This is a genomic window from Oxalobacteraceae bacterium OTU3CINTB1, from assembly GCA_024123955.1.
Lineage (GTDB): Bacteria > Pseudomonadota > Gammaproteobacteria > Burkholderiales > Burkholderiaceae_D > Rugamonas.
Genome location: CP099652.1, coordinates 4,120,786 through 4,137,858 on the forward strand (window position 1 = coordinate 4,120,786; position 17,073 = coordinate 4,137,858).

The window sequence follows — 17,073 nt, forward strand, 5'->3', positions numbered from 1 at the left end:
CGGGAGCTTGTCGGCTAGCCGGCTGGCGCGTCGGCGCCGAAAAATCTCCAGTGATCGACATTGAACAGCGGCGCGCGGTACTTGCCCTTGAAGACGAAGAACACGTCATGCACGCCGGTGGCGCCGCCGACGGGTGTCTCGACGGTGCGCCAGTTCTGCCAGCCGCCGGTGTTCGGCACCGTCAGGGTGCCCAGCAACGGGCCCTGGACGTTGCCGAGCCGGATCTCGATCTGCCCGCCCCTGCCGCCGCTGGCCACGCTGGCGGCGAAGCGCGACGGCCCGGTCTTACCGAAATCGACGCCGGCCACCTTGATGTAGATGCCGTCGACGATGTCGGCCACGTGCATGCCGGCGCCCGGCCCCTTGGCGGTGCGCACGCCCGGGGCCCAGTCGAACGGCCGGTCGACGTCTTGCTTGATGCGCGAGGTCCAGGCGATCGTCTCCGCCTCGACCCGGCGATACGGGTCGAGCCGTCCGAGCTGTTCGACGCCGTCCTTGTCCCACCACGGCAGCGCCGGGATGGTGCCATCGGCGTTGTAGCTGAATTTGGCGACCGTGACCGAACGCCGCTCGCGGTGCACCGGCGACTGCGCGAAGTTCAGCTCGTAGTTAAAGCCGAACACGTAAGAATTGCCCTTGTAATCGATGATGCCGGGATGGTTGCCGGTGGACGCGGTGTTCGCCCGCATGACCGGCCCCTTGTATTGCCACGGACCGGTCGGCGAGGTGCTCATGGCGTAGCCGATGCCCTCCGGGCAGCAGGTCGACGCGTAGGCCATGTAGTAATGCTTGCCCCGCTTGTAGAACCACGGCCCCTCCTGGTAGTCGGCCGGCTTGCTGTCGCTTTTGACGATGGGGCCGGAGTACGACACCATGTCCGCATTGAGCTTGACGTACCACAGATGCGGATTGCCCCAGTACAGATAGGCCTGGCCGTCGTCGTCGATGGCCACAGTCGGGTCGATGTAGCCCTCGGCCTTGTCGATCAGCGGCTTGCCCAGCGCGTCCTTGAACGGGCCGGCCGGGTTGTCCGCCACCGCCACGGCAATGACGTTCTTGGGCCAGCCGGCCACGCTGACCGGCGCGTACAGGTAGAACTTGCCGTTGCGCGCGATCACCTGCGGCGCCCAGGCGTCGTTGTCCTGCGACGCCCACGGGAACGTTGCCAGCGAGGCGACCGCGCCGTGGTCGGTCCAGTTGACCATGTCGGTGGACGAGTACAGCAGCCAGTCGCGCATCTTGAAATCGCTGGCGTCGTCCTCGTCGTGGCTGGTGTACAGGTAGGCCACGCCGTCATGCACCAGCGGCGCCGGATCGGCGGTGAAGCGCGTCTGGACGATGGGGTTGGCGGCCGTGGCGGGCGGCAGCCCCACGGCCAGCGCCATGAGCAATGCCGCCCGCCACGATTGGTCGAGCGCGTACCTCCGGCCCGGCGTGCGGGCCCTGGTTTGCCGGGTTCGATCCATGTTAGAACGCCATCCGCACGCCGGCGCGATAGGTGCGGCCCACCACGTCATAAATCGCCGGATTGATGCCGTAGCTCAGGTTGGTCTGCGGCAGCAACACCGGGTCGCGGTCGGCCAGGTTGTCGATCTTGGCGTAGGCGGTGATTTGCGGCGAGAACTTGTAGGTCGCGCCGAAATCGAAGTAGACCGCGCCGGGAATGTGGTTGTCGGCGATGGTCGGGTGCGCCGCCGTCGGCAGCGGGCAGTTGCTGCGGCACTCGATGTACTCGTTGTTGTACACGCCGGCGCCGATCCAACGCTGCGACAAGGTCAGGCCGATCTTGCCGTAGTCCCACGACTGCTGCAGCAGCGCCTTCCACTTCGGCGTGCTGCCGAACATGTTGCCGGCGCCCTCGCTCGGTATTGTTCCCGGCAGGCCAGGATCCGAGAGCGAATGGATCATGCGGCTGGCCAGCCCGCGCAAGGTGACCGTGCCGGGCACGCCGTAGTCGTTCAGGTTGGCGCGGTAGGCGGCTTCGAAGTCGATCCCGCGCGTATGCAGCGAGGCGAAGTTGAACGCTTGCGCCAGCACGAAGTTGGTGCCTGCCGGACCGTTGATCGACACCGCGCCGCACACCTGCTGGAAGCCGGCGTAGCACAGATCGACCTCCTGTTGCGGCCCCAGCGAGCTGATCACGTTCTTGACCTTGATGTCGTAGTAATCGATCGACAGGTTGAAGTTACGCGCCCAGCTTGGCTGGCTGAGGACCACGCCGAAGGAGTTGTTGCGGGCGTTTTCCGGTTTCAGGTCGGGGTTGCCGACGTTGCGCTGCTGCACCTGGATCGACTGGCCCTGGTTGTTGTTGACCGCCTGGTTGGTGACCGTGGTGGCGGCGAACAGTTCGCTCAGGTTGGGCGCGCGCACGTCGGCCGAACTCACCGCGCGCAGGCGCAGGCCGTCGACCGGGGTTTGCCAGGTGGCGCCGAGCTTCCAGGCGCGCGCCTTGCCGGCCGTGCTGTACTTCTCCTCGCGGTCGGCCAGGTTCAGGTTGGCCTCGCCCCAGGTGGCCGATTTCAGGAATGGAATGTTGAACTCGACATACGCTTCCCTGACGTTGAACGAACCCTTGCCGTTGTGGTAGTTGCCCGCGAACCAGTTATCGCCGGTGGCGGACAAGGTCGGATCCTGCGGGTAGCTGGCGCTGTAAGGTGACTCCGCCGCCACACCGGCGCCGTACGGGTCGCCGTAGACCGAGTATTTCTCGCGCCGCCATTCGGCGCCGAACGCCAGCGAAATCGGACCGGCCCAGCCCTCGGCCACCGTGCCGTTGATGTTAGCGCTAACAACATTTTGGCTGGAATCGGTGTGTTGACGCGGCCCGTTCGACGGCGCGAGGTAGTTCCAGGTCGCGGCATCGATCGGGTTGTTGCCGAAGATGTTGATCGGCATGCAGCCGGCCGCCCGCGCCGCCGCGCTGCGGCAGACGATCTGGCCGGTGGCGGCGTCGCGCACGCCGTCGATGGCGAAGTTGTAGCGCGGGTTGAGCGTGATGTCATGCACCTCCAGCACGGTGGTGTTCTCGCCGTGCTCGGCGTAGGCGTCGTACGACCAGTCCTTGCCGAACAGGCCGAACTTGCCGTTGGCGCCGACCACGACGCGGCGCTGGGTGCGGGTCGGATGGACGTTGATGAATTCGGGGAACTGCGCATTGGCGGTGCCCACCGGCATGGTGCCGCCCGGATAGCCCGAGGCGCAACCGGCCGCCACCGAGGCCGGCAGGAAGGCGTTGTCGCACTTGATGGCCAGGTTGCCCTGCTTGGCCGCGCCCGGGCTCGGCGAGAACACCGACGTCACCTCGGCCCAGTTGCCGGTGACGTAGATTTCATTGTCGGCGTCCAGGTCCCACGACACGCGGGTGTAGGCCACCTTGCGCTTGAAGTTCATCGCCAGGTTGGTGCCGGCGCCGACGCTGCCGGACAGATCGCCGCCGACGCAGAAGTTGCCGACGCAATTGGTGCCGTACTGGAACGGATAAGGCGAGCCGTTGGCCGCGAACGCCGTGCCGCGCAGCGCGCCGCCGGTGATCAGGCCGTATTTGGCGTACTGCTGGTGCTGGGCGTGCAGGATGCTGGTGTAGCGCGGCAAGCCGGCTGCCTGCATGTCCTTGGTCGATTCCTGCAGGGCCGGATTCTTGTACCAGTCGCGTCCGTTCGGACCGACCTCGCCGAAGCCGGGCGAATCGATGCCGCCCTGCTTGGTGTACTCGCCGCTGACGGTCACGTGCAGCCGGTCGTCGGCGAAGCCCTTGCCCCAGGCCGCCTGCACGGTGCCGTTCCTGTCGTCGCCGTAGGTGGTCATGCCGCCGCCCAGATGGGCTTTGAAGCCGTTGAATTTCTTGTCGGTGATGAAGTTGACCACGCCGCCGATCGCGTCCGAGCCATAAGACGCCGAAGCGCCGCCGGTGACCACGTCGACGCGCTTGACCAGCAGTTGCGGGAACTGGCTGACGTCGGTCACACCGGTGACGTTGGCGCCGACCACACGCTGGCCGTCGAGCAGGGTCAGGGTGCGGTTGGTGCCGAGGCCGCGCAGCGACAGCGACGACAGGCCCTGCAGGCCGCTGGAGGTGCTGAACGTGTTGACCGTGCGGCCGGTGCTGCCCTGCAGCGCCGGCAGCTCGGTCAGCGTTTCGAAGAGGTTCGGTTTGGCCGCCTTGTCGAGGTCGGCGCTGGTCAGGCTGGTCGTCGGGGTCGGTTGATTGAAACCGCGCGCGGCGATCCGCGAGCCGGACACGACCACGGTGTTTTCCGGCGTGGCGGCCGCTGGCTCTGGGGTGATAGCGCTAACAGGAGCTTCCGTTTCGTTCGGCGCCTGCTGGGCGTGGCCGGGCACGGCGAACATCGCACAGGCTCCGGCGACGGCGAGGTTCATCAAGCTGCGTTGACATGGTGATTTCATTTGGTCTCCATCTATTTTTTTAGTGTGTCGTGGTGGTACTGCTGGTGTCGTTGTTGGTCACCTCCTTGGCAGGTTATCGTTTAGTAAAACATAAATTCAACTTACTAACAATTTGAATGTAGCCAGCTCATTATCGAATAACCAATAACTTTTTATCCGCTTCCGATATCCAAAACGGTATGACGCCGCGCGGCTCCCATAGAGCGTTATCGATAAAATGACAAGCGCTAACATCGCGTCGCGCGTGCATCACGGCGGGGCCGACTGTGGTCAGGCGGCCACGATTGGGAGTGTTCAACGCGGCTTCAGGTAGCCATGCATGCCCAGCCAGCGCGTGAACCCGTCGAACCATCCGGTGCTGGTGGTGGTCTTTTGGTACATGCCGAATCCATGGCCGCCCTGCTCGTACAGGTGGAACTCCACCGGGCGCTTGGCGGCGCGCCAGCTGTCGATCAGCCCGTAACCGGCGTTGGCGAAGAACGGGTCGTCGGCCGCCAGCGCGACGAACAGCGGCGGCGCGTCGGCCGGCACCGCCGCCACCGCCGACAGCGGCCCGTAGATGTTGGCGATGAACGCCGGCTTGGCGTCCTGTCCGTGCAGCGCGGTCGACATGGTCAGCATCGCGCCGGCGGAGAAACCGAGCATGCCGACGCGGTCGGGGTCCACATGCCATCCCTTGGCGCGCGCGCGCACCAGCGCGAACGCGGCGCGGGCGTCGGCGATCTGCGGCGCATAGGCGACGGCGGGGTCTTGCGGCGCGGGCGGCCGCTTGGCCGTGGCCGAAAACATTTCCGCCATCGAGCGCTCGAAGCCGGCCATGTCGGCCGGCGTCTGGTTCAGGCGGTACTTCAGCACGAACGCCGCCACGCCCCGGTCGGCCAGCGCCCTGGCGACCGCCCAGCCCTCGTTATCCATCGACAGCGTACGGAAGCCCCCGCCGGGCGCGACGATGACGGCGGCGCCGGTGGCCTTCGGGGCCGCCGGCAGCACCGGCGTCAGCGTGGCGACCGTGACGTTGCGGGCAAACACGCTGCCGTACTGGCGGTGCCAGCTTTCCGGCGCGGTCGCGCCGGGAAGGACGCCCGTGTCGAGCGTTATCGCATCGGGCTGGGCCGGCACCGGGATGGGCGTCATGCCGTCCTCGCCCGCCAGTGCAGTCCCGGCCAGCGCACAGGCCAGCGCACAGGCGAGAATAGCCGCCACCGCCGCGCCCGCGTTTGCCCGAATTTTCAGTTGTTTTACCAAAGTCATTTGTCGTCTCCGTATGGGTTCCCGGCAGCGCTATCGGCGATGCGGGAAATATTGTTGGACTTCGTACAGCACCACAGTTACCATAAAAGCATGTCAATGTTAGCGCATATCATTTGATGTTAGGGAATGATTGCGGGGGCTGCGTCAAACAAAAAATAGTGGAGACAACGATGCAACAGAAAGAAAAAGTACGTCCGCAAAGAAGCCGGGCCTGGATCGCGCTGTGCGTCGGCTCAGCGGCGTTGGCGGCATTCGCGGCGGCGGCGCAAGCGGCGTCCGGCGCGGCCGCCGGGTCGAATCCCATCATCCGCGACAAATTCACCGCCGATCCCGCGCCGCTGGTGGTGGGCGATACCTTGTATTTGTACGTCGGCCATGACGAGGCGCAGCGCGACGAGATGTTCAATATGCGCGAATGGCTGGTTTACTCGACCAAGGATATGCGCACGTGGACCAGCCACGCGCCCATCATGAACGTGAAGGATTTCAAGTGGGCCAAGGCCGACGCCTGGGCCTCGCAAACCATCGAGAAGAACGGCAAGTTTTACTTCTATGCCGCCGTCGAGCACGACGCCACCAATCCGGGCAAGGCGATCGCGGTGGCGGTATCGGACAAGCCGACCGGCCCGTTCGTCGATGCGCGCGGCTCGGCCCTCGTCACCAACAAGATGACGCCCAAGGGCACGCACAGCTGGGAAGACATCGATCCCACCGTGTTCACCGACGACGACGGCACCACCTGGCTGGCGTGGGGCAACCGCCAGTGCTACATCGCCAAGCTCAAACCCAACATGGTGGAGATCGACGGCCCGATCCAGGAGATCACGCCGCCGCACTTCGAGGAAGGCCCGTGGCTGCACAAGCGCGGCAAGCTTTACTACCTGACTTACGCCTCGCTCGACCGCAGCACGCAACGCGACGAGCATGTGTCGTATTCGACGGCGCCTTCGATCACCGGCCCGTGGACCTATCGCGGCCTGCTGACGGGTTCGGGCAAGTACAGCTTCACGATCCACCCCGGCATCGTCCAGTTCAAGGACAACTGGTATCTGTTCCTGCACAACGCCAGCTTGGCGATCGGCGACATGAACGGCGCGATCGGACGCCGCGCGGTCACCGTCGAACATTTGGAATACAACGCCGACGGCACCATGAAGCCGGTGGTGCAGACCGACGCCGGCATCAGCATCGCGCCCGCGCGCTGAGTGGGTTGTCCGCAAGGACCAGAAACGCGCCAAACACAACGCATCCGCCACAATCTCTGCTGCTTTTCCAGTAATTAGTTGCCTAAAGGCATAGTCGCGTCCACACTCGTCCAGGACAACGTGACTTGCGCTGCGGCGGCGCTCACTTGCGCGGGACCGGGCCGGAGTGATCGGTCCCGCGCTCGACCCTTGGACGAACGGAAAAAATTATGAAAACCACCCTCCCGGGCAACGCCATGGGCATCGCCACGCGCTTGAATCTTGGATTCGGACTGATCGTGGTCATATTGCTGGTTTTGCTGTCGGCCGCGTATAACAACGTCACAAAACTGAACCAGGCCAATGGTTGGAACGTACACACTTATGAGGTGCTGCGCGAAAGCCAGGACCTACTGGAGGGCATGATCAACATGGAGACTGGCGAGCGCGGCTATGCATTAACGGGCAGGGACGCGTCGCTGGAACCCTACAACGCCGGCAAGGCCGCCTTTCAAAGCCACTTGACCAAGATAAGGTCCCTCACCGCCGACAACGCGCAGCAACAGGGCCGGCTGAAAACAATCGAGGACCTGGAGCGCCAGTGGCGCGCGAGCGGGGCCGAACCGGTCATCGCGCTGCGCAAGGCCACCAACGGCGACCCCGCGCAGATGGCGGCGGTGATCGAGTTCGAACAGGCGGCCAAGGGCAAAGCCTTGATGGACCAGATCCGCGCGCTGCTGCAAGAGCTGGCCGGTGCGGAGCAGGTGCTGCTGGTCAAGCGCGCGGAGGATGCCTCTTCGCTGCAAAGCGCCACCAACTTTACCCTGATCGGCGGCGGCGCGCTGGCGATCGGCCTGTCGGTCATGCTGGCGGTGTTGCTGGCGCGCATGGTGCTGGTGCCGCTGCGGGCGATCTTGCGCGCCACCGAAGATTTGCGCAGCGGCGACGGCGACCTGACCTACAGGCTGCCGCCACAGAGCGCCGAATTCGGCCAGGTGGCGACCTCGCTCAACGGCTTCATCCAAAAACTGCATGACATCATCACCGATGTGCGCAACGGCACGTTGACCATCGCCTCGGCCAGCGAGGAAATCGCCACCGGCAACCTGGACTTGTCGTCGCGCACCGAGCAACAGGCCAGCTCGCTCGAAGAGACCGCCTCGTCGATGGAGGAACTGACCTCGACCGTCAAGCAAAACGCCGACAATGCCCGCCAAGCCACCGGCCTGGCCGCCAATGCCGCCGAGGTGGCCGTGCGCGGCAGCGACGTGGTGTCCGAAGTGGTGACGACGATGACGGCCATTAACGACTCGGCCAAGAAAATTGCCGACATCATCGGCGTTATCGACGGCATCGCTTTCCAGACCAACATCCTGGCGCTGAACGCGGCCGTCGAAGCGGCCCGCGCAGGCGAACAGGGCCGCGGCTTCGCGGTGGTGGCCACCGAGGTGCGCAATTTGGCGCACCGCTCGGCCACCGCCGCCAAGGAGATCAAAACCCTGATCAACGATTCCGTCGAGAAGGTGGCAACCGGCACCCGGCTGGTGGGCGACGCCGGCAACACGATGAGCGAGATCGTCGCCAGTGTCCGGCGCGTCACCGACATCACGAGCGAGATCAGCGCCGCCAGCAGCGAGCAGGAGGCCGGCATCATGCAGGTCAACCAGGCGATCAGCGAAATGGACGGCGTGACCCAGCAAAACGCTGCGCTGGTGGAGGAAGCGGCCGCCGCCTCCGAATCGATGCAGGACCAGGCCAAGCACCTGGAACGGGTGGTCGGCGTGTTCAAGCTCGACAGCACGGGCCGCGGCGCCGCGCCCGCGCACCCGCGCGCCGCGAAGCCGGCACGCCGGCCTGCCCTGCGCCTGGGCGGCGCCAAGGCGTAAGACAAACAAGCGCTGATGGGGAGAGATTGACGACGTCCGCCTTCCTTGCGGATAGAAGGAATTTTTTTCGATCAAAACGATCGAATACTCATCTAGCCGGAGGTTCGGAAATGAGTAGCCATCCCTTGCCCAACAAACGAGCGAACGAACCGAAGGCCGGCGAAGTTGCGGGCGGCGGTGAGCCGCCCTATGATGGAGATATGGAAAAGCGCGTCGAAAAAATCGAAGCCGACCTCACTGCGATCAAAATTGATGTCGCTTTGATTGTGGCTAACGGTGCCACCAAGACGGATATGGCAGAGTTAAGCTACGCCACCAAGGCTGAGATTGCAGAATTACGGGCCGTCACCAAGGCTGAGATTGCAGAGTTACGGGCCCTCACCAAGGCCGACATTGCGGAATCACGGGCCGCCACCAAGGCCGAAATTGCCGAAGCGAAGACCGCGATCATCCTATGGGTGGTCGGGGCGATCTTCATTTCGCAGTTGCTGCCTTCCGTCATCAAGCTGTTCACCAACTAGCCTGACCTGACTGACCACGATGATCGGGCGTCGGCCAGCCGCCCCAGCCTCGGCAACCAGCCTCGGCAACTCCGTTTTATCGTATCATATGGAAATGGATGCTTGCGCGCCATACGGCAGCGCTCGATCTCCGCGACACCCAACAAAAAAGGTTTCACTAATGCAAGCGTCGGATCAAGCCACCAGCGAAGACGATTTATCTCGATTGTCGCGGCAAATCCTGGGGATGCGGGATCTCGTCTTCGCGGAATGGGAAAGCGAGGTTCGGCGCCTGGTTGCCGGCGCCAAGCACATCTTGCACCCTATTCTCATCAATACCTTGCCTGTATTTTACGACAATATTGCAGAGGCGCTCAGCCCGGACCATCCACGTCAGCACGCCACCAGCAACAACGACATCGCGGCGGCACACGGCAACGAGCGCGCCAGGATGACGTCGTACGGGCCTGATCAGATCATCCACGAGTATCAGATTTTTCGTGACGTTTTTTCGCGGGTGGCGGACGCCCAGGGTGTCTCGCTGAACCGCGCCGAGTGGGGCATCGTGAATGCGTCGATAGACTGCGCCGTCCGCGAGGCGGTCAAGAAATTCACGGCGATGCACGACTCGATGCGCCAGCGTGTCGCCGCGTCCCTGTCGCACGATATGCGCAATCCGCTCTCGGTGATCGTCAACGGCGCCCACTTGCTGACGCTGGGGCCGCCGGCGGAGAAAACCCAAGGCCTGGCGGGAAAAATACGCGACAACGGCCGGCGCCTGAGCGCAATGATCGAAGAATTACTGGACGTGTTAAGTTTTCACAAGGGCGAGACCGTTCCGCTCGACCTGTCCCGTTTCGATCTCCTCGAACTGGCCAGGCAGGTGTGCGCGGACGCCAATGTCAGTGACGCTAAATGTTCGGTGGGCGGCTCGTCCCTGGTGGGCTACTGGTGCGAGAAATCGTTGCGCAGAGCGCTGGAAAATCTCGTCGCCAACGCGATCAAATATGGCGACGGCGCGGAGGTGGCGATCAAGGTCGATGGCGCCCACGACCGCATGATGCTGTCCGTGCACAACACGGGCAATCCGATCCCGGCGGAAAATCGAACGCGGATTTTCCAGTACCTGTGGCGTCAAGATAGCGCCCGGGACCAAAGGGGATGGGGTATCGGCCTGCCGTTCGTGCAGTCGGTGGCGGAAAGCCACGGCGGCAGCGTGGCGGTCGATAGCTCACAGGAACAGGGCACGACGTTTTTGATCGACCTGCCGATCGATTGCCGCCCGTTCGTCGCCGCAGAGCTGCCTTAGGGCCTCGTTAGCCGGCGGTGGCCGGCGGTACTTTTATTCGTACGCCGCAGGCGCGGTGAATTCTGCCGTCGTCCGGCCGCCGCGGCGCCACGCGCCCGGCCCCACCCCGTACTGACGTTTGAAGGCGCGGTGAAACGCCGCCTCCGACTGGTATCCCACCATTTCGGCGACCGCGCCGGCCGCGTGGCCGCCCGCTTCGAGCCACCGCGCCGCCCGCGCCATGCGCAGACGGGTCAGCACTTCGGCCGGCGCCGCGCCGGCGGCCCGGCCGAACACGCGCGCGAACGTGGCGCGCGACATGTGGCATAGCGCGGCCAGCGTCGCCAGGGTCCATGGCTGTTGCGGCGCATCCAGCATGGCGTGCAACGCCGGCTGCAGGCGCCGCTCGGCCAGCACCGCGAACAATCCCGGCACGCCCGGCGCCTGCGCCAGCCAACCGCGGATCAACAGGGCGAACAGCGCCGACGCCAGTTGCCGCACGATCGCATCGGAGCCATCGCGCGGTGCTTCCGCCTCCGCCTGCAGCACTTGCATCACCTGGCGCAATCCCCGCGCCTCGGCACCCTCGTCGGTGTGCACCACCAGCACGTCCGGCAGCGCCGCCAGCAGGCCGCCGCCCGCAGCGTCGACATCAAAACGGAATTCACCGCACAGGATATCTGTCGGCGCGCCCTCGCCTTCGTTGCCTTTGTAGCGCAGCAAGCCGGCGCCGCTTGTCGTCGGCGGCGTGGCGCGCGCCGGATCACCGGCGTAGAGGCGATGCGAGGCGCCGTGCGGGAACACGATGACGTCGCCGGCGTGCACCACCAGCCCGTCTGCGCCATCGATCGTTGCCGTGCCGCGCGTAATCAAGTGATAGGGGGCTACGCCGGGTTCCGCTTGCGGGTGGTCGAGCAGCCAGGGCGCGCCGAAGTGGCAACGGACGTCGAGCGCAGTGCGCACGGGGTAGAGGGCAATCAGCCGGCTGAGGGTATCCATGGATGGAAGCAATGAGACGAATGGGCAAATTATAACGGTTTCCGAGCATTAACAATCGCATGGACGCGGTCTACACTGCTTCTCATACCAACCCCATTCGAAAGGAAACATCATGGAACGCCTGTTCAACCAACCCGTCGCCGATGCCACCGGCAAAGCTGCACAACTGTTCACTGCGATCAAAAGCGCGGCAGGCATGGTGCCGAACGCCTATGCCGCGATCGGCAACAACAGCCCGCTGGCGCTGGAAGCTGCGCTCAATCTCGACGCGGCCCTGCGCAAAGCCAGCCTGTCGGCCAAGGAACTGGAGGTGATCAAACTGGCGGTGAGCGAAATCGGCGGCTGTGATTACTGCCTCGCCGCCCACACGCTGTTCGCGGGCAAGTTGGGATTGAGCCGGGAAGCCGTCGGCCGGGTACGCCATAACCTGCCCACCGGCGAGGCCCGCCTGGACGCGCTCGCAGGGTTCGTACACGCCGTGGTCGGCGCGCGTGGCGAGGTGCCCGCCGAGGTTGTGGCGGCTGTCAGGGCCGCCGGGTACAGCGATACGCAAGTCGTCGATGCGCTGCTGGCGGTCTCCGCCATCACGTTCACCAATTTGTTCAACCGGGTCAACGCGACCGCGCTGGACTTCCCTGCGGCGGACTGATCCTGGCGCGGGCGCTTTCGCCCGCAGCCTGACAGGCAAAAAAAATCCAGCCTGTAAGGCTGGATCATTTTTAAGTATCGGATATCGATACGAATTCTTGGTGGGAAGTGCAAGTTTCGAACTTGCGACCCCTGCAGTGTGAATGCAGTGCTCTACCCCTGAGCTAACCTCCCGAAGCGGGGCGAATTATCGCATACATCCCCGGCAAAATGGAAGGGCCGGCGTGAAAATTCTGCATCCGGCCCGCCGATTCGCCCAGATCAGGCCGCCGGCGCCAGGCTGGCGGTCCAGATGCACTGCCCTTTGACGGCCTTGTCGAGGCCGGCCAGGGTGGCCGCGTGCGCGGCAAGCTCATCGTCCGAGGCCGGCAGGAAGATGATGTCGGCCAGCGGCACCGGTTCGAGCAAGGCGCTGCCGACGACAACCTCTTCCTCCACATCCATGCCCAGGCTGTTCTGCCCGCGCGTCATCGACAGGTAGACGTCGGCCAGCAGCTCGGCATCGAGCAGCGCGCCGTGCAGCTTGCGGTGCGAGTTCGACACGCCGTAGCGGTCGCACAGCGCGTCCAGCGAGTTGCGCTTGCCTGGATGGAGTTCCTTGGCGTGCACCAGCGTATCGATCACGCCGCCGATGTGGGTCGAGAAGTCCGGCAGTTTCAACAACCGGAATTCGTGGTTCAGGAACCCCAGGTCGAACGGCGCGTTGTGGATGATGACTTCGGCGCCCTGGATGTATTCGCGCAGCTGGTCGACGATCTCGTGAAATCTCGGCTTGTCGCGCAAGAACTCGGTGGTCAGGCCGTGGACGTTGAGCGCGCCCTCTTCCGATTCCCGTTCCGGATTGATGTAGACGTGGAAGTTATTCCCGGTCAGCATGCGGTTGTGCAGTTCGACGCAGCCGATTTCGATGATGCGGTTGCCCAGCTTGGGGTTGATACCGGTGGTTTCGGTATCGAGAACGATTTGGCGCATAAGTACTCTGTGATTGCTACGGTCAAGCGGAGAAGTATAACAGGCCGGTCAGTGGCCTAGCGGCCCCGGGCCAGTTCGACGCCGCGGTTGGCCAGCATGTCGGCGCGCTCGTTGCCCGGGTGGCCGTTGTGGCCGCGCACCCAGCGCCATTCGACCGTGTGCATGGTTTGCGCGGCGTCCAGCGCCTTCCATAAATCCTCGTTCTTGACCGGCTCCTTGGCGGCGGTTTTCCAGCCGCGCGCTTTCCAGCCGTGGATCCATTCGCTGATGCCTTTTTGAACATACTGGCTGTCGGTGTGCAGCACCACCGTGCACGGGCGCTTGAGCGCGCTCAACGCTTCGATCACCGCCTGCAATTCCATGCGATTGTTGGTGGTGTCGCGCGCGCCACCGCAGATTTCCTTCTCGGCGCCCTCGGCCACCAGCAACGCGCCCCAGCCGCCCAGGCCTGGATTGCCCTTGCACGCGCCGTCGGTAAAAATTTCCACCTTATCCATACTGCTATTCCCGCCTTTTGTTTGTTGCAGGGACGACCACCTGGGCCGTCGCCGATTTTTTGGTCCAAGCCGGACCGATCAGATGCATGCCCTTGACCCGCTTGATCGCTTGTACGATGTAGACGCCGCCAAAGAACGGCCACCAGCGCGGCCCGGCATTATCCATGAATGCGTAGCGGTTCAGCCATTTTTCTGTGCGGCAGGCCGGCGCGTAACAGCCGAAATGGCTTTGGCTGGCGCTCATATTCAATAATTTTAACCAGTCTTTCATGCGCGGCATCGTGATCAGCTCCTCGGTGCGCGGCAGGAAAGACGTGCCGCCGACGCGCCGCATCACATGGCGCGCGCCCCACAGGCTGGCCGGGTTGAAGCCGCAGATGATCACCTGGCCTTCCGGGATCAGCACGCGTTCCACTTCGCGCAGCACCTGGTGCGGATCGGTGGAAAATTCCAGCACATGCGGCAGCACGACGAGGTCCATGCTTTGCGAGGCGAACGGCAACTCGGTGTAATCGAGCGTGAGCGCGACAGGGCGCGGCGGTGGTGCAGGCGCATGCTGCTGCTGCGGCGATAGAACCGGCGTAACGGGCGGCCGCACCTTGCGGTCGGCCAGCCATTTGTACGGCATGCGATTGGCCGCGAGCGCATCGATTTGAGGCATGCCGATCTGCACCGCGTTGAACCCGAAGATATCGGCTGTTAAATTATCGAGACATGTTTGTTCCCACGCACGCAAGTACACGCCTGCGGGCGTTTGCAGCCAGCCTTCCAGCGCTATAATGGATTGCTCCGATCCCGCTTTATCCATGTCTAGCCTTTTGTGATCCAATGACCATATCTTCTAACCAAGCTCTCTGTGTTCTGACGGTTCCAGCATTCCACGACAATTACCTGTGGCTGATACACGATGGTGTCCATGCCGCCGTGGTCGACCCGGGCGACGCCAAACCGATTCTGGCGGCGCTCAAAGCAAACGGACTCAAGCTCACCGCCATTCTACTCACCCATCACCACGCTGACCACATCGGCGGCGTTCCCGAATTATTACAGCATTATCAGGTTCCCGTTTTCGGCCCGCGCAACGAGACCATCGCCGCGGTCACCTTGCCGGTCGGCGAAGGCAAGCAGTTCGACGTGCCGGGCCTGGCGCTGCGCCTGTCCGTGCTCGACGTGCCCGGCCACACGATGGGCCACATCGCCTACGTGCGCGAGCCATCGACCGGGGAGCCGACCTGGCTGTTCTGCGGCGACACCTTGTTCGCGGGCGGCTGCGGACGCCTGTTCGAGGGCACGCCGGCGCAGATGATCAGTTCACTGGGCAAACTGGCCGCGCTACCGGATGATACCAAGGTGTATTGCGCCCACGAATATACGCTGTCCAACCTGCGCTTCGCGCGCGTGGTGGAACCGGACAATGTGGCGCTGCAGGAGCGTGTGAAAGTGGAGACCGACAAGCGCGAGCACAATCTGCCGACGGTGCCGAGCACCATCGGCGTCGAGAAGGCGACCAATCCTTTCCTGCGCTACCGGGAGCCGGCCATCGCGGAGCAGTTGGTCAAGGCCGGACGGCTTGATCGTATCGATACGGCGCTGGCGACCTTCACGGCGCTGCGCTTGTGGAAAAATGATTTTTAACCCGCACCCCGGACACGAGGGTCGTACCCGGTTGGGTACGACGGGGACGCCGAGTCCCTGCCGGGCCCTGCGGGTTCAGTGCGCGTCTAGATCTCTTCGTACAGCGGCAAGGTCAGGAACTCTGCGAACTCCGTCGATGTCGACATCTGTTCGAAGATCTGGCCCGCGCGCACATAGGTCGGACCGTCGCCGCCCGGCGCGTCGCGCTGCACCTTGGCCAACTCCTCCGGAATCATCGCGCGCACCATATCGGCAGTCACTTTGCGGCCGTCGTCCAGCACGCCCTTGTCCGAACGGATCCACTGCCACACCTGCGAGCGGCTGATTTCGGCCGTGGCCGCGTCTTCCATCAGGTTGTGGATCGGCACGCAGCCGTTGCCGGCCAGCCAGCTACCCAGGTAATGGATGCCGACGTTGATGTTGTAACGCAGGCCCGCTTCGGTGATCGGCGCTTCCGGCTTGAAGTCCAGCAGTTGTTCGGCGCTGACGTCGATGTCCGGACGCTGCTTGTCGATTTGATTCGGCTTATCGCCCAGCACCTTGGTGAATTCTGTCATCGCCAGTTCGACCAGGCCCGGGTGGGCGACCCAGCCGCCGTCGTAGCCGTCGGTGGCGTCGCGCGCCTTGTCGTTGCGCACGCCGCCCATGGCCACTTCGTTTTTCTCCGGATCGTTCTTGATCGGGATCAGCGCGGCCATGCCGCCGATGGCAGGCGCGTTGCGCTTGTGGCAGGTCTTGAGCAGCAGCAGCGCGTAGGCGCGCATGAACGGCGCTGTCATCGTCACCTTGGCACGATCGGCCAGGCAGAAATCCTTGTCCAGCTTGAACTTCTTGATGCACGAGAAGATGTAATCCCAGCGTCCCGCGTTCAGGCCGGAGCTGTGTTCGCGCAGCTCGTACAGGATCTCGTCCATCTCGAAGGCGGCCAGGATGGTCTCGATCAGCACGGTGGCCTTGATCGTGCCCTGCGGCAGGCCCAGCTCGTTTTGCGTCATCACAAAGATGTCGTTCCACAGGCGCGCTTCCAGGTGCGATTCCATTTTCGGCAGGTAGAAGTACGGGCCGGCGCCGCGCGCCAACTGCTCCTTGGCGTTGTGGAACATGAACAGCGCGAAGTCGAAGATGCCGCCGGAGATACGCTTGCCGTCGACCAGCACGTGTTTTTCATCCAGGTGCCAGCCGCGCGGACGCACGACCAGAGTGGCGATCTTGTCGTTGAGCTTGTAGGATTTGCCGTTCTGCTCGAGCGCGATGGTGCGGCGCACGGCGTCGAACATGTTGATCTGGCCGGTGATCTGGTTGTCCCAGTTCGGCGTGTTGGAATCCTCGAAGTCGGTCATGTAGCTGTCCGCGCCCGAATTGAAGGCGTTGATGACCATTTTGCGCTCGACCGGACCGGTGATCTCGACCCGGCGGCATTCCAGCGCTTTCGGAATCGGCGCGATTTTCCAGTCGCCGGCGCGGATGTGCGCGGTCTCAGGCAGGAAGTCGGGGCGCTCGCCCGCGTCGAGGCGCTTGGCGCGCTCGACCCGCACGGCCAGCAGCTGTTGACGGCGCGCCTCGAACTCGCGCGTCAGCTTGACCACCAGCGACAGCGCCTCGGCGGTGAGGATGTTTTCGTAGCCGGGCTTGATCTCGCCGGTGATTTGCATGCCTGCCGGCAAAGTGATGGTGGACTGCGTCATGGGATAGGTCTCCGTAAGAAAATATTAACTTCCATACCAAATTATAAGCACTGATGCTGCGGCTGCGCGCCTGAATCTTTAGTGTGGCTGCTCGGTTACGCGGCGTTCTGTTTTACAGTATATT

13 protein-coding genes, 1 tRNA gene and 2 pseudogenes are annotated in these 17,073 nt (G+C 63.7%); 7 read left to right on the forward strand and 9 right to left on the reverse strand.

The genetic code is table 11. The features are described from left to right. Nucleotides 1–14 precede the first annotated feature (14 nt). The 3 genes from NHH73_17810 to NHH73_17820 form a co-directional block, all read right to left on the reverse strand. Nucleotides 15–1,466 (reverse strand): glycoside hydrolase family 43 protein, encoded by a 1,452-nt coding sequence (locus tag NHH73_17810; protein USX24473.1) that lies wholly within the window; start codon nt 1,464–1,466, stop codon nt 15–17. Nucleotide 1,467: 1 nt separating this feature from the next. Beyond that, nucleotides 1,468–4,404 (reverse strand): TonB-dependent receptor, encoded by a 2,937-nt coding sequence (locus NHH73_17815; protein USX24474.1) that lies wholly within the window; start codon nt 4,402–4,404, stop codon nt 1,468–1,470. Nucleotides 4,405–4,698: 294 nt separating this feature from the next. Further along, a complete protein-coding gene (locus tag NHH73_17820; protein ID USX24475.1) occupies nt 4,699–5,655 on the reverse strand; it encodes an alpha/beta hydrolase in 957 nt (318 codons plus the stop codon). Nucleotides 5,656–5,825: 170 nt separating this feature from the next. Here NHH73_17820 and NHH73_17825 point away from each other — a divergent pair, with 170 nt between their 5' ends. The 5 genes and pseudogenes from NHH73_17825 (at nt 5,826) to NHH73_17845 (ending at nt 10,534) form a co-directional block, all read left to right on the forward strand. Beyond that, a complete protein-coding gene (locus tag NHH73_17825) occupies nt 5,826–6,860 on the forward strand; it encodes a glycoside hydrolase family 43 protein (GenBank protein USX24476.1) in 1,035 nt (344 codons plus the stop codon). Between the two features lie 401 nt (nt 6,861–7,261). Continuing rightward, nucleotides 7,262–7,816, forward strand: a pseudogene (locus tag NHH73_17830) (CHASE3 domain-containing protein). 90 nt (nt 7,817–7,906) lie between these two features. Further along, nucleotides 7,907–8,725: pseudogene (locus tag NHH73_17835) on the forward strand (methyl-accepting chemotaxis protein). A gap of 110 nt (nt 8,726–8,835) precedes the next feature. After that, a complete protein-coding gene (locus NHH73_17840; protein USX24477.1) occupies nt 8,836–9,246 on the forward strand; it encodes a hypothetical protein in 411 nt (136 codons plus the stop codon). A gap of 160 nt (nt 9,247–9,406) precedes the next feature. After that, nucleotides 9,407–10,534: a HAMP domain-containing histidine kinase gene (locus NHH73_17845; protein USX24478.1), complete on the forward strand. Its 1,128-nt coding sequence runs from the start codon at nt 9,407–9,409 to the stop codon at nt 10,532–10,534. Between the two features lie 33 nt (nt 10,535–10,567). On the opposite strand, the gene NHH73_17850 is transcribed toward NHH73_17845, so the two are convergent. After that, a complete protein-coding gene (locus NHH73_17850) occupies nt 10,568–11,512 on the reverse strand; it encodes an AraC family transcriptional regulator (protein USX24479.1) in 945 nt (314 codons plus the stop codon). A gap of 112 nt (nt 11,513–11,624) precedes the next feature. On the opposite strand from NHH73_17850, the gene NHH73_17855 reads away from it, so the two are divergent. Next, nucleotides 11,625–12,161, forward strand: coding sequence for a carboxymuconolactone decarboxylase family protein (locus tag NHH73_17855; protein USX24480.1), 537 nt, complete (start codon nt 11,625–11,627; stop codon nt 12,159–12,161). A 98-nt stretch (nt 12,162–12,259) separates the two neighbouring features. On the opposite strand, the gene NHH73_17860 is transcribed toward NHH73_17855, so the two are convergent. From NHH73_17860 to NHH73_17875, 4 genes are all read right to left on the reverse strand, one after another. Next, nucleotides 12,260–12,334 (reverse strand) — tRNA-Val (locus NHH73_17860). An 87-nt stretch (nt 12,335–12,421) separates the two neighbouring features. Beyond that, on the reverse strand, nt 12,422–13,132 hold the full coding sequence (gene dnaQ, locus NHH73_17865; GenBank protein ID USX24481.1) for a DNA polymerase III subunit epsilon: 711 nt from the start codon (nt 13,130–13,132) through the stop codon (nt 12,422–12,424). Between the two features lie 56 nt (nt 13,133–13,188). Beyond that, nucleotides 13,189–13,629 carry a ribonuclease HI gene (rnhA, locus tag NHH73_17870; protein USX24482.1) on the reverse strand — a complete coding sequence of 147 codons (441 nt, stop codon included), beginning with the start codon at nt 13,627–13,629 and terminating at the stop codon, nt 13,189–13,191. A 4-nt stretch (nt 13,630–13,633) separates the two neighbouring features. Next, nucleotides 13,634–14,437 carry a class I SAM-dependent methyltransferase gene (locus NHH73_17875; protein ID USX29651.1) on the reverse strand — a complete coding sequence of 268 codons (804 nt, stop codon included), beginning with the start codon at nt 14,435–14,437 and terminating at the stop codon, nt 13,634–13,636. Between the two features lie 20 nt (nt 14,438–14,457). Here NHH73_17875 and gloB point away from each other — a divergent pair, with 20 nt between their 5' ends. Further along, nucleotides 14,458–15,264: a hydroxyacylglutathione hydrolase gene (gene gloB, locus NHH73_17880; protein ID USX24483.1), complete on the forward strand. Its 807-nt coding sequence runs from the start codon at nt 14,458–14,460 to the stop codon at nt 15,262–15,264. Nucleotides 15,265–15,350: 86 nt separating this feature from the next. On the opposite strand, the gene aceB is transcribed toward gloB, so the two are convergent. Further along, nucleotides 15,351–16,949 (reverse strand): malate synthase A, encoded by a 1,599-nt coding sequence (gene aceB / locus NHH73_17885; protein ID USX24484.1) that lies wholly within the window; start codon nt 16,947–16,949, stop codon nt 15,351–15,353. Nucleotides 16,950–17,073: the final 124 nt, after the last annotated feature.